Source organism: Sorangium sp. So ce295, assembly GCF_051527405.1.
GTDB classification, from domain to species: domain Bacteria; phylum Myxococcota_A; class Polyangia; order Polyangiales; family Polyangiaceae; genus Sorangium; species Sorangium cellulosum_B.
The window spans coordinates 4712560-4725414 of the sequence record NZ_CP150324.1 but is presented as its reverse complement, the minus strand read 5'-3'; the positions used below and the strand labels follow the sequence as shown (position 1 = coordinate 4725414).

The window sequence follows — 12855 nt, the reverse complement described above, 5'->3', positions numbered from 1 at the left end:
GATGCCTTTTGCGCTGACAGGGAGCCGACATGAGCGAACGATTCCATTCAGCAGACTTCGACAAGACGCCGCCGCGGCCTCGGGTGGTGATGCCAGAGAGGCTCGCGCACCCCGCGGTCGAGTCCGCCGGGCGTCACGGTGAGTATTCGAAGGCGCGGAAGCATCCAGTCTTCTTCGTGGACCTCCCGTCGCACGCGATCAGCATGACCATCGGATGGCTCGATCCGGGGCAATCCTCGAACCGGCATCGGCACACGTACGAGACCATCCTCTACGTCCTGGAGGGAGAGGGCTACTCGTACGTGGGCGGGAGGCGTGTCGACTGGAAGCAAGGGGACGCGATCTACGTCCCTGTCTGGGCCTGGCACAACCACGTCAACACCGGAAAGGGTCGGGCCCGCTACCTCGCCTGCGAGAACGCGCCGATGCTGCAGAACATGGGAGGTGTCGCGCTGCGCGAAGAGGTGCCCGATCGGGGAGATCAGCTCTTCGACCGGGATCACGAGGGGGAAGGAGGCGTGCGATGACATCGTCTCTCCGTGGAATCATCGCCTACCCCATCACGCCGTTCACGGAGGCTGGACGCGTCGACGAACAGCTCCTCGGCCGCATCGTCGAGGACATGCTCGCCGCGGGCGTTCATGCGATAGCCCCGCTGGGCAGCACCGGGGTGTTGCCGTACCTCTCGGACGCGGAGCGCGAGGCCGTCACCGACATCGTCGTGAGGCGCGTGGCGGGCCGGGTCCCGACGCTGGTCGGCGTCTCGAGCCTCACAACGGAGCGGACGGTGCACCACGCGAGGTACGCGGAGAGGGCCGGCGCCACCGCGGTGATGATCCTCCCGATGAGCTACTGGAAGCTCTCGGACAGGGAGATCGTTGCGCACTTCGAGGCCGTCGCGAAGGCCATCTCCGTCCCCATCGCCGTGTACAACAACCCGGCGACGGGTGGCCTCGACCTGAGCCCGGACGCGATCGCCCGGTTGCTGCAGATCCCGAACGTCACGATGGTCAAGGAGAGCACCGGGGACGTGAACCGGATGCACCGGCTCGTGCAGCTCTGCGGCGACCAGGTTGCCTTCTACAACGGAAGCAATCCGCTCGCGCTCGCCGCCTTCGTGGCCGGGGCGCGCGGCTGGTGCACGGCGGCCCCGCACATCATCCCTCGCCTCACCGTCGAGCTCTATGACGCGGTGACCCGTGGCGATCTCGAGGCCGCTCGGCGCTCTTTCTATCGCCAGCTGCCGTTCCTTCAGTTCATCGTCGCGCATGGCCTGCCGCGGGCCATCTCGGCGGCCCTCGAGCTGATGGGCACACGGGTCGGGCCGCTCCGGGCCCCGCTGCAGCCCCTCGAGAAGGCGCGGGTGGAGGAGCTCCGGCGGATCCTGGTCGACCTCGCCGTACTGCCATCGGCGTGAGCCGTCCGGAATCTTTGCTACCGCTCGTCACGCCATCGCTCGCGCCTTGATCGCGTCTCACCCAGCAAGATCCCGGCGATGCGTCATCTGTTCCGGCGTGGTGCGTCATCGCGTACACTCGATCCCACGATGAAATCTCCTGGCTTGTTCGGGTTGATTGGGTTGCTCTTGGGCGCCGCGGCCGCTTGCGGCACGTCCTCGAATCCGCAGCCAATGGCGTCCGGGACCGGCGGGGCGGGCGGCAGCCAGCCCGACGGGTCCGGTGGGGCGGGCGGCGCGGGCGGCACGGGCGGCGCCGGTGGCCAGGCTGAGGAAACCTGGCCGACCGGTTGCGCAGAGCAGCCGGCGTCCATCAGGACCGAGGGCGCCATCGTCGAGCTCGCGTTCGAGCTCGTCCTCGGCGGCGAGCCGTTCCTGTTCGGCGAGCCGAACGTCGCGCCGGACGGCAGCACGGTCACGCCGCTCAACGTTCGCTTCTACGTCTCGCACGCGGCGCTGATCGGGGCGGACGGCGATCTCGTGCCCGTCGATATCGTCGGCCCGGACGGCGCCGCCACCCCTTACGGGGTCCACTTCTACAACGCCGAGGAGCCGGGCTCGGCCACGCTCCGGCTGCGCGCTCCGGCTGGCAGCTATGAAGGCGTCAGCTTCGTCTGGGGCTTGCACAAGGCCTGCAGCACCTCTCGGCCCGAAGCGAACGTCGCGCCTCTGTCGGAAGCCTCCCAGATGACGTGGCCGCACAGCGGTTACCTCTTCCTGCGCTACGAGGGCAGCGTGGCTCCGCCGGCCGAGGGTGAGGGTGGTTCCGATGATCCGGACGGAGAGACGGCCGCGGTTCCGCCGGCGGTCCACATGGGAGGCAACCTGATCGAGGATCTCGCCCCCAGGGTCGAGGTACGAGGCGCGCTGTCCGTGCCCGCGAGCGGCTCGACGGGCGAGGTCGTCCGGGTCGTCATGGACGAGGTCTTCGGGGGCGCCACGGCGGACATCGACTTGACCGGGTTCGTCGCGCCGCCCGGCCCCGTGGGAGACGAGCTCCTCGCGGGTGAGCGCCTGCGGCGCGGCCTCCCCGATCTGACGGTGTTCACCTTCGGTCCGTGACACCGAGCTTCAACCGTGGTGGGGCCATCGGCCTCACGGCGCTGCTCCTTGCGGGCGGATGCGGCGACAACGGTCCGGCGGCCCCTGAGGCCCCTGGACCTTTGCCGCCGCTCGTCACGGACGCCATCCCCGCCGGGTTTCCGGCGCGCACCGCGGCGGCCAGAGCGCCGGCCGACAACACGCTCACCGAGGCGAGGGCCCAGCTCGGCAAGAGGCTCTTCTTCGACAAGCGCCTCTCTCGCACCGGCGAGGTAGCGTGCGGAAGCTGCCACCGCCAGGAGTACGCCTTCGCCGATCCGGACCCCGTCTCCCGGGGGGTCGACGGCCGTCTGGGACAGCGGAACGCGCCCGCGCTGGTGAACCTGGCGTGGGGCGAGAGCTTCTTCTGGGATGGCCGCGCGGCCACCCTGGAAGAGCAGGTGGGGAAGCCCATCGAGAACCCCGACGAGATGGATCTACCGCTCGCCGAGGCCGTGGCTCGTGTCGCCGAGGATGAGGTCTACGTGAAGGCGTTCAAGGATGCCTATGGCGGGCCTCCCGGGGAGGAGTCCTTGCGCCATACCCTGGCGAGCTTCGTCCGTTCGATCGTCAGCGCGGACAGCCCTTACGACCGGCACAAGCGCGGGGACGACACGAGCTTCGGAGACGCCGAGCGCCGCGGCGAGGCGCTGTTCCTGAGCGAGCCAGCTGGCTGCTTCCATTGCCACCCGTCCGGAATGCTCACCAACGAAGGCTTCTTCAACAACGGCACCTACCTCGACGGCGGCGACGTCGGGCGGCAAGTGATCACCGGGCGGACGGGAGACCTTGGCAAATTCAAGGTGCCCGGTTTGCGGAACATCGCGGCGAGCGCCCCCTATATGCACGACGGATCGCTGGCGACGCTGGAGGAGGTTGTCGACCATTACGATCGCGGCGGGCTGGGCCATTCGTCCACCGATCCGCAGATCGAGGAGCTGGGGCTCTCTCCGGACGAGAAGGCCGATCTGGTGGCGTTCCTGCGGTCGCTGACCGATGCCGCCTTCCTCGACGATCCGCGGTACCGCCCCTGAGGGGCAATCCAGGGGAATGGCGCCATGTCCCCGGATGCCTTGTGTGCCGCCTGGTGGTGAACCCGCTGAAGCAGTGCGGTGCTGGTCGAAGGTGGCGCGCCGGCACCTCGACAAGCTGAAGAGCAGGCATTGCGCAAGGCCGCCATCGCGCGCCGTTCAGCTTCCACGACCTCCGGCAGTTCTTCTTGACCCGGCTCTTCCGCCGTGGCGCGGTGGCGCCCCGGCCGTCCAGGTCCTCACCGCCCACCTGCACCTGGCGCCCCCTAGATCTGCGCCCCCGTCGTCCGGAGGGCCTCGTGGCCACCGTCAGCCTGCTCGGCGGCGGTGGTAACCGGACTACCGGCCTCTCCGGCCACTCGCTGAGGCGTGCATCTCATGGGTCGAAATCCAGAACGATTTCGCGTTGATGGGTCAACAGAGACTCGAACCCTGGACCTACGGATTAAAAGAGCCTGGGGGTGCTGAGAGAAATCGCGGGGGGTTAAGGGGGCAAAGTGGGCAGGCGGGGGGTGGTGGGGGTAGTGCCGGTGGAAGACGGGGGGCGGGAGCTGGCGGTGGCCGCGTTGAGGGTGGTGGCCGCGGGTGAGGCCGTGGGCGTCGATATGCTGGTGCGGTTGGCGGAGCAGGTGGTCGCGAGGGGAGGCGCGGCGGACATGGCGCCCTCCCCTGCCCCGTCGGCACGGGCGGTGCTGGTTGCGCAGCTCGGGGAGGGGCTGGGGGCCGCAGCGGCGGCGGGGGATGTCGAAGCGGTGCGCGTTGCGCGCGAGGCGATCGGGCGGCTGCTCGGGCAGGCTCCGCAGAATGCCGCGGCCCGGGTGGAGGCGCTGGTGATCAGCTTGCGGCCAGGAAAAAATGTGCTGGGGGGTAGACGCCCAGGCTGAGCGCGTATTTCGCGCCCATGGGTGCGAGCGAGCCGAGGCGCCGCGGTTGCGGTTTGTCGGTTTGGTCGCCTTCAATCCGTGTGGGCTCAAGGTAGCCACAGGACCGCGGCCGTGATCGACGCGCTCGTGCCGGGCAGCCGCATTGGCGGCTACGAGCTCTCGGAGCCGCTCGCCATGGGCGGCCTCGGGAAAGTGTACCGCGCGCGGTCGGTCCAGGACGGCCGCGAGGTCGCGGTGAAGGCCGTTGCCGAGGCCGGCGCCCCAGCAGCTTCCTCAACGAGGTCGGGGTACTCGCGCGCCTGCGGCACGACGCTGTCGTGGCGTTGCTCGACCACGGCGTGCTCGACGGCGGGCGACCCTACATGGTCACGGAGCTCGTCGTGGGCGAGCAGCTCGACGCACGGCTGAGGAGAGAGCCGATGCGCCTCGAAGAAGGCGTGGAGCTCGTCCAGCGTATCGCCGAGGCGCTCGCGTACGTGCACGCGCAGGGCATGGTTCACGGGGATATCAAGCCGAGCAACATCATGCTGACGACGGACGGGCGGCCCGTGCTCCTCGACTTCGGGCTCGCAGCACCCATCAGGACAGGCCTGCTCACGAGCACCGGCATGATCGTCGGGACGCCGATGTACATGGCGCCGGAGGCCATCATGGGGAACGCGCGCGGACTGACGGGCGACGTCTTCGCGCTCGGCGTGGTGGCGTACGAGTTCCTCTGCGGGCGGCTTCGCGGAATCGGTTTTCGGGGAGGCGAGGGCGCGCTTCCCAGACGCGCCGACGAGGAAGGACACGCCCGACGGACCGCGTAGCGCCGTCGAGAGATTGCACCAGTGCTCCTCACGCCTGCACCTGCACCCGCCCGCTCGTGCACGCACTTGCGTAGGAGCCGCCTCGCGCTCCGTAACTCGCCGCTCATGCCGGTACGGCGCGATCGGGTTGACGGTTCGCCGCGCTCCCATCTAGGGTCTGCGACGTCAACGTGAGCGCCACCCTCGACCTCGACCGCTTGCTCCGGCTTCGCCTTGTCATCGCGCGCTTCGGCGAGATGGACGGCGCGAAGTGGTGGAACACGAAGGGCCAGCTCGGTCGGTACGGTGTGGTCGCGCTCGGCCGCGGCTTTCCGCGGACGCACTTCTTCGCCCAGGCCCGGTCCGTCTTCGCGGTCGCGGCGCACCGCTGCGCCGAGGTCTTCCATCCACCCCGTTGCGTCACCCTCTGGCGGCTCCCGGAGGATCTGGAGGAGGAGCTCGACGCCCGCTGGGAGCACTGGCTCGACGATGCGGGCTCCTGGAGCGACTTCTTCGGCAGGCTCGGGCAGAACCAGGGCGGTGACCTGCTTGCTGCGCTCTGCAGCTTCGACCTCATCGGCGACGCCGAGGCGAACGCGGCGGCGCGCCTCACCGTCTCGGCCGAGGGCCGCGCCGTCCAGCTACCTGCGACCTTCCGCGCCGACGACGTAACCCTCACGCTGCTCGCGGCGGCGTTCGCCCATGGCCGGCCCGGCGCCCTCGCCGTGCCGTATGCGAGGCTGGAAGGCTGATGCCGGCGGCGTCGCGCGCCAGCGTCGTTTCCTCGTTCACGATCATCAAGGGGGCGATGATCGAGGAGAGCTATGCATACCTGGCACAGTGGGAGTTCGGCGGTCCGAAGACGGAGAACCTCGGCCAGTTCAAGATGGGCAACTTCGTCGGCGCGCGGACGCAGCAGTGGCTCCGCGACGTCGCATTCGTGATGAGCCGCCGCTTCGAGCCCGAAGGGCGTGATCGGCCGCTCGTCCTGCTCGCCAAGGCCGGCTGCGACCTCGAGGTCTGGAAGCCGCTGCTCCTCTGGCACATCACCCGGGACGAGTTCCTCCTGCGCGACTTCCTCGTCGGTTGGCTCTTCCCCGCCTTCGAGTCGGGCGCGTACCGCATCCGGCCCGAGGATCTCAGGCAGTATCTCCTCGGCATCCCCAAGCGCGGCGGCGTGACCGAGCATGTGTGGAGCGAGGCAACGCTGAAGCGGGTCGCGGCGGGGCTCCTCAAAATCGCTGCCGACTTCGGGCTGCTGAAGGGCAGCATGGCCCGCGAGTTCGCGTCGTACCACCTGCCGGAGGAAAGCTTCCTGTACCTCCTGCACGCCATGCGCGACGTCGAGCAGAGCCCGCGCAAGGTCATCGACTCGCCCGACTGGAGGATGTTCTTGATGCGGCCCGCCGACGTCGAGCACGAGCTGCTCCGGCTGCACCAGTACCGCAAGGTCGGGTACGAGGTCGCGGGCAGCCTGGTGGAGCTCCGGCTTCCCTGCGCGTCGTCGCGCGAGTATGCCGAGAGGATGGTGGCATGAGCGACTTCGAGCAGCGCCTCAAAGACGACCTCGGGCCCATCCTGGAGCTCCCCGATCCACGTGAGCGGATCAGCGCGTACCACGACATGCCGTACGCGATCTTCCCGTACGACCCGGAAGACGAGATCCCGCTGCGCAAGGCGGTGACGCTGCTCGAGACGCGGCTCCACCAGAAGAGCAAGCGCATCAGGAGGATCTCGCTGGCCGAGTGCCTCGACGAGGCGATGCGCTCGCAGCGTGCGCTCCCCGAGTGGTTCGACGTCGAGCGGGAGCAGGGGGTCGACACGGTCGTCGACACCATTCACAGCGTCCTCGCGGAGTACGCGCCCCTCGTCGATCTGGTCGCGAGCCGGATGCCGGAAAACCCCGACCCGCGGAACGACATCGTGTTCATCGTGCGGACCGGCGCGCTATTCCCGATGTACCGCACCTTCTCGTTGCTGGAGCAGCTCAGGGGAAAGGTCCAGGCGCCCACCATCCTCTTCTACCCGGGCACGCTGGACGGCGCCGCGGGCCTCAAGTTCATGGGTGTGCTGGACGCCGAGCACAACTATCGCCCGAAGATCTTCTGACGTACGAGGACAACGGACATGCCCGCGCTGCCCGCGATCAAGACGCTCTTCGCCAACGACATCCATCGGCGGATCGAGGAGGTCATCAAGGTCGACCAGACCGACGACGAGATCCTCCGCGACGAGATCGGCGAGTACGTCGTCACCGACGCGATCCGGCGGCACTTCGCCGAGGTCCTCGAGCGGTACCAGACCACGCCGAACAAGCCGCACGAGGGCATCGCCGTCTGGGTCTCGGGCTTCTTCGGCTCGGGAAAGTCGAGCTTCGCCAAGATGCTTGGCTTGGCGATCGAGAACCGCCGGATCGCCGACGAGCCGGGCGCCCAGCGCTTCGTCGCGCGCGCGGGTGACAAGCGCATCCAGGTGATGCTGGCGGCGATCACGGAGCAGATCCCGACGCACGCCGTCATCTTCGACGTCTCCACCGATCGCGGCATCAAGAGCGGCAACCAGACGCTCACCGAGATCATGTACGGGCTCTTTCTCCAGAGCCTCGGCTACGCGAAGGATCTCGACCTGTCCGAGATGGAGATCACGCTCGAGGCCCGCGAACAGCTCGCGGCGTTCAAGGCGAAGTACCAGGAGATCTTCAAGAAGTCCTGGGACGCCGAGAAGGGCAAGGTCGCGTTCGCGCTCAGCGAGGCCAGCCGGGTGCTGCACGCCCTAGAGCCGGACACCTATCCGATGGCCGACTCCTGGGTGAAGGCGGTCAAGAACAAGGCCGACATCTCCCCAGGCAAGCTCGCCGAGCGTTGCGGCGAGCTGATGAGGCGAAACAAGCCCGGGTACAGCCTCCTTTTCGTCATCGACGAGGTCGGGCAGTTCGTCGCGCGCGACGTGCAGAAGATGCTGGATCTCCAGGCCATCGTGCAGAGCCTCGGGGTCCGGGGGCGCGGCAAACACTGGATCGTCGTCACCTCGCAGGAGAAGCTCGGGGAGTTGGTCAGCGGCCTCGATGACAAGAAGATCGAGCTGGCGCGGCTGATGGACCGCTTCCCGTCCCAGGTCCACCTCGAGCCATCGGATATCTCGGAGGTGACGAGCCGCCGCGTCCTCGCCAAGAACGCGGCTGCGCAGGAAGCGCTCGGCAAACTCTTCGACGAGCACCGCGGCCGGCTCACCGAGAACACGAGGCTCGCAGCCGACATCAAACTCCCCGAGCTGACGCGCGACGGCTTCGTCGACCTGTACCCGCTCCTGCCGTACCAGATCGACCTCGTCATCCAGGTCGTATCGGGCCTGCGCACGCAGGGCGGGGCGAGCAGGCACGTCGGCGGGGCGAACCGCACAATCATCAAACTCGCCCAGCAGCTCCTCATCAACCCCGCCACCCAGCTTGCGGAGCAGCCGCTCGGCGTGCTCGCACGCATCGATCACGTCTACGACCTCGTCGACGGCAACATCGACGGCGACGTGCGCGCCAAGATCGCCGCCATCCCGAAGCAGACGGAGCACCCGCTAGCGCAGGCGGTGGCCAAGGCGATCTGTCTCCTCCAGTACGTCAAGACCATCCACCGCACTGCCGAGAACATCGCCGCCACGCTGCACCCCGCCGTCGCCGGAGACTCCCAGCTCGTCACGGTGAAAGAGGCGCTCGCCGAGCTCGTCATGCGGCACCTGGTCCGGCTCGGCGACGACGGCTACCGCATCCCGACGCCGGCGGAGGACGACTGGGAGCGCACGCGGAACGGGATTTCGCCGCGCCCCGGCGACGCGCACCGCCTGCACGCGGAGGTCCTCACGAGCTTCTGGCAGCCCCAGCCGCAGCACAACTTCCTCGACACGAAGCTTTTCAAGGCCGGCCTCGTCCTCCAGGGCCGCGAGCTGGTCGAGGGCGACACGATGTTCCACCTCCACCTCGCCGACGACGCCAAGGCCTTCGCGGAGCTCGCGAACGAGCTGCGGGCGCGCAGCCAGCAGGAAAAGAAGCACGTCTTCTGGGCTGTCGCCCTGAACGAGGCAATCGACCGCGAGACCGTCGAGGTCTTCCGGTCCAAGGAGATGATCGCGCGCAAGGAGCGCGAGGCCAAGACCGACGTCAAGGACCGGCTCATCCCGGAAGAGAAGAACCGCCAGCGCCGCCACATGGATGATCTCAAGCGGCTGCTGAAGACGGCGTGCCTCTCGGGCGCGGTCTACTTCCGCGGCAACGACCGGAGCCCGACCGATCGCGCAGTCGACGTCGGCAAGGCGGCGGCGGAGATCCTTGGCCAGGCGCTCCCGCTCGTCTTCGATCGCTTCAAGGAAGCGGCGGCGCGCGTGGGGAAGAAAGACCTCGACGCCCTCTGCACGTCGGAGAACCTGCATGGCCTGACGCCGGTCTTTTCCCAGCTCGGGCTGCTCCGCACGGAGCGTGGCCAGGTAGTCTTCCAAACCGACAAAGGGCCGCTGGGCGAGGTCATGGGCCGCATTCTGGACCGCGCCGACTACGGCGAGAGCCCGAGCGGCCGCTACCTAACCGACGAGCTGGCCAAGGAGCCGTTCGGCTGGGACTTCGACGTCGTGCGCCTGTTCGTCGTCTGCCTGCTCCGGGCGGGGAAGATCGAGGCCACCAGCAAGAGCCAGACGATCGACAACGCGGTGACCATCGAGGCCCGCGATACCTTCAGCAACAACAACCTTTTCCGGCAAGCATCGTTCCGGCCCAAGCGGAGCGTCGATTTCGAAGCGCTCGTCAAGGCGGCGGAGGGTTTCCGCGACACCTTCGGCAGCGAGGTGAAGGAGCTGTCCGCCGGCGTCATCGTGCAAGACCTCCGGCGCGAGCTCACGCGGCACGAAGACACCGTCATGGAGGCCCTCTCGCGGCTCAACGCCGAGCGCTTGCCAGGCGGCTCCATGCTCGAGATGGCATTGAGCCAGATGAAGGCCATTCAGCGCGGCTCGGAGGACAACGCAATCGAAATCTTCAACAGCTCGCACCGGGCCATCAAGGACGCGATCCGGCGGGCCGCCGAGCTGACGCAGGCGCTGACCGAACCGCGCCTGCGCGACGTCGCGCGCGCGAAACAGGCACTCACGGTAATCTGGCCCTTTCTTGCCAGTGAGCAAGATCTCGATGAAGCCTTTCGAGGGAGAGCGGCAGCGCTCGAGGACCTGCTCGCCAGGGAGACATTCTTCCGGGATATGCCGGCCATCGAGCAGCACACCCGCGCGCTAGAACTGGAATACGCGCGACGGCGCGACGATGCGCTACAGGCGCGGGTAAATGCTTACACGAAGGCGTTTGAGCGACTCACGAAGGCTCCAGGGTGGGCTGAGCTCGATAAAGACTCTCAGCACAGCATCGCCGAACCGCTTAAGCAAGGGATGAGCCGGACCGCGGAGCCGGTCGCAATTCCGCTGCTTCGCTCCGAGCGCGATGCGTGCGAGTCGCGCCTACGCGTCGCTGTGCAGGCGGTTCACCGCGCGCGCGAGGGCGACAGGGTGGCGTCCGTCGATCTCTCATCCTACTTCGCCGGAGGCATCGAGAGCGAGGAGCAGCTCGACGCCGCCCTGAACGGGATCCGGGAAGAGTGTGCGCGGCTCATCGGAGCCGGCAAGAAGGTGATCGCGTCATGACTGAAGCCATCGATCTACAGCAGCTCTCCATCCGTGAAAGCGAGCAGACTGAGTGGAAAGAGAACGTTGCCGACATCGACGGCGTGGTCGAAACGCTCTCGGCATTCGCGAACGACCTCGCCAACCTGGGCGGCGGCTACGTCGTGTGCGGCGCGCGTGAAGACCGGGATCCACATGGGTTCCCGGTGCTCGTGCGTACTGGCCTCACCGCGAACCGGTTGAGAGAGGTCGAGAATACCGTGCTCGCCCGATGTCGTGACCGCGTCTCGCCTCCGATTACCCCCAGGGCCGAGGAGCTAGCGTCGGACACCCCGGAGCGGCGCATCCTCGTGTTCATTCAGCCTGCGACCGACCAAGCCCACACGTTTCGGCGTGACCGCGATGGGGCGAAGCACTTCGTCAGGGTGAGCCGCTCGACGATCGAGGCGAGAAATGGCGTCTTGCGAAACCTGCTGGTCCGCAAAGGCGCGGTAGAGCCGTGGGATCGGCGGCCCTGCACCGCGGCGACGATCAACGATCTGGATCTCCTCGCGCTGCGCGACGCGCTCCAGCGCATGGGCGTGTTCTCCCCTGAACGGGGGGTGGAGCCGTATCTGAGCGAGGACGTCCAGCTAAGCCCCTTCGTCCCTCCGCTGTGCGTCAGGGAGCCGCTTACCGGTGTGCTTCGGCCGCGCAATTTCGCGGTGCTGCTGTTCGGCCGCGAGACACAGCGGTTCGCACCGGGCGCCTTTAGCCTCTTCTCGATCTACCCTGGCGTCGACCGGTCGGACCCTCACGCCGAGCGACACGAACTGCCTGGGAACCTGCTGGAGCAGGCCCGACGACTCACGGAGCTTCTCGACGTACAGTCCTATACGGCTTTCGACAAGAGCGACCCAGCCTCGCCGAACAGCGTGAAATATCCAAAGCGTGCGCTCTACGAGGCCATGGGCAACGCTCTCGCGCATCGTGACTACGAGATTCCGGATCCAACGAGGATTACGGTCTTCTCCGATCGTATCGAGGTGCTCTCGCCTGGCTCTCTGCCGCTCGGCGTCGATGTCGCGGCGTTTCGAGAGGGGCGCTCCCCGCCCAAGTGGCGGAACCAGACGCTCGCATGGTTCTTCAACCGCCTCCAGCTCGCCCAGGCCGAGGGACAGGGGATCCCGACGATTCTCCGGGTCATGCGCGAGGAGGGATGCCCGCCCCCGACGCTGGAGGCGGATGAAATCCGCGTGCTCTGCGTCCTGCCCGCCCACCCTCGCCATGCGCTCTTGCGGGACCTGCGGGCGGCCGAGCAGGCGCTCGTGCTCGGTGAGCTGCGGAAGGCACAGGACCAGGTGCGCCTTGTGCTGGACAAGGATCCGCTCAACTCTCGTGCCCTGCAGCTCTTCGCCGAGGTCCAGCACGCGGTGCGTGACTCAGGCCCCGTGAAGGAGCTCGTCGCGAAGCACGTCGAGCAGATCGATAGCCTGCCGGCAGCGGTCCTCGTGCAGCTCGCGGAAGCGCTGGTCGCCGGTGATGCTCCACCGGAGTCGACGAGAGCGCTGTCTCAACGACTCCTCGCGTCGGCCTCGCGAGGACGTCTGGAGGAGCGTGAACTCCGACGCATCGCCGTCGCCATGCTGCGGGCGCGCCAAGAGGAACCCGCGTTGTTGTTGATCGAACGACATCTTCAGGAGCATCCCGAATGGGAGCGCAATGCGTCGCTGCTCCAGTTGCGCGGTGATACTCTGCTCGGACTCGCCAAGCGCTGCCGTACAACGGCCAAGAAGCGTGGGATTCCGCCGCAAACGAAGCAACGCGCCTGGCGGGAGTTTCATGCCTATCTCGCACGTGCGGAGCGCGATCTTACAGAGGCGTTGTCCAGGAGCGTCGACGACGGGCTGACCGGGCAGATTCATCGCAACGTCGAGTATCTTGAGCAGTTGCGTCGCGAAAACTCTCCTCCTGGGCGCGGAAGGCGCTGA

At 67.6% G+C, this 12855-nt stretch carries 10 protein-coding genes and 1 pseudogene; all 11 read left to right on the top strand.

The genetic code is table 11. The features are described 5' to 3' along the window. Positions 1-29: 29 nt before the first annotated feature. The 11 genes and pseudogenes from WMF11_RS17835 to WMF11_RS17785 all read left to right on the top strand — a co-directional run bounded on the left by WMF11_RS17835 (position 30) and on the right by WMF11_RS17785 (position 12855). Positions 30-527, top strand: a complete 498-nt coding sequence (locus WMF11_RS17835) for a cupin domain-containing protein (protein WP_437553112.1) — start codon at positions 30-32, stop codon at positions 525-527. Beyond that, a complete protein-coding gene (locus tag WMF11_RS17830) occupies positions 524-1417 on the top strand; it encodes a dihydrodipicolinate synthase family protein (protein ID WP_437978289.1) in 894 nt (297 codons plus the stop codon). The genes WMF11_RS17835 and WMF11_RS17830 overlap by 4 nt, the downstream gene beginning before the upstream one ends. A gap of 213 nt (positions 1418-1630) precedes the next feature. Further along, on the top strand, positions 1631-2518 hold the full coding sequence (locus WMF11_RS17825; protein WP_437978288.1) for an MbnP family protein: 888 nt from the start codon (positions 1631-1633) through the stop codon (positions 2516-2518). Then, complete coding sequence (locus WMF11_RS17820) at positions 2515-3570, top strand: cytochrome-c peroxidase (RefSeq protein WP_437978287.1); 1056 nt, start codon at positions 2515-2517, stop codon at positions 3568-3570. Before WMF11_RS17825 ends, WMF11_RS17820 begins: the two co-directional genes overlap by 4 nt. 527 nt (positions 3571-4097) lie before the next feature. Next, positions 4098-4451, top strand: coding sequence for a hypothetical protein (locus WMF11_RS17815; RefSeq protein WP_437978286.1), 354 nt, complete (start codon positions 4098-4100; stop codon positions 4449-4451). A gap of 275 nt (positions 4452-4726) precedes the next feature. Then, a pseudogene (locus WMF11_RS17810) lies at positions 4727-5260 on the top strand (serine/threonine-protein kinase); the annotation flags it as partial. A gap of 170 nt (positions 5261-5430) precedes the next feature. Further along, positions 5431-5991, top strand: a complete 561-nt coding sequence (locus WMF11_RS17805) for a BrxE family protein (RefSeq protein WP_437978285.1) — start codon at positions 5431-5433, stop codon at positions 5989-5991. Then, positions 5991-6776 carry a BrxA family protein gene (locus WMF11_RS17800; protein WP_437978284.1) on the top strand — a complete coding sequence of 262 codons (786 nt, stop codon included), beginning with the start codon at positions 5991-5993 and terminating at the stop codon, positions 6774-6776. The genes WMF11_RS17805 and WMF11_RS17800 overlap by 1 nt, the downstream gene beginning before the upstream one ends. Continuing rightward, complete coding sequence (locus tag WMF11_RS17795) at positions 6773-7348, top strand: BREX protein BrxB domain-containing protein (RefSeq protein ID WP_437978283.1); 576 nt, start codon at positions 6773-6775, stop codon at positions 7346-7348. Before WMF11_RS17800 ends, WMF11_RS17795 begins: the two co-directional genes overlap by 4 nt. An 18-nt stretch (positions 7349-7366) precedes the next feature. Continuing rightward, entirely contained in the window at positions 7367-10906 is a 3540-nt protein-coding gene (gene brxC / locus WMF11_RS17790; RefSeq protein WP_437978282.1) for a BREX system P-loop protein BrxC, read from the top strand. Further along, a complete protein-coding gene (locus tag WMF11_RS17785) occupies positions 10903-12855 on the top strand; it encodes an ATP-binding protein (RefSeq protein WP_437978281.1) in 1953 nt (650 codons plus the stop codon). Before brxC ends, WMF11_RS17785 begins: the two co-directional genes overlap by 4 nt.